This is a genomic window from Chryseobacterium sp. SIMBA_038 (genome assembly GCF_046535115.1).
Lineage (GTDB): Bacteria > Bacteroidota > Bacteroidia > Flavobacteriales > Weeksellaceae > Chryseobacterium.
In genome coordinates this window covers 1-331 of the sequence record NZ_JAWRXH010000069.1, presented here as the reverse complement: position 1 = coordinate 331, position 331 = coordinate 1, and the positions used below count along the sequence as shown (strand labels likewise).

1 protein-coding gene is annotated in these 331 nt (G+C 58.0%); it reads left to right on the top strand.

Features of this window, described 5'->3' with window-relative positions; translation table 11 throughout:
- On the top strand, positions 1 to 331 hold a 331-nt coding region (locus SB689_RS22760), incomplete at both ends, for a T6SS effector amidase Tae4 family protein (protein WP_410694342.1).

Here is a 331-nt window from a genome sequence, read left to right as displayed (position 1 = left end):
GCCTGAGCGTGACCTTGCATCGAGTGGGCGTGGAAATGAAGTCGTTTTCGCAGAAAACGGTTAAGCCCATGTCCGGATCACCGACCATCGGTCGAATCCTGCTAGACAACAAACCGACCGCGACGCGCGCGGATGAACTCGGAGAATGGTTGCAACATCAACCCTTCGCGGGACTACCGAAAGCGGAAAACATCACCGGCGCCGATTGGGAATCGAAGGTGAAGGGGCGTACCGGGATAATCCAGTTCTCGCGCTATTGGACACGTGACGGCGAAGCGACCGCGAATGCAAGCGGCGGCCACATCGACCTGTGGAACGGTTCACGTCTGAC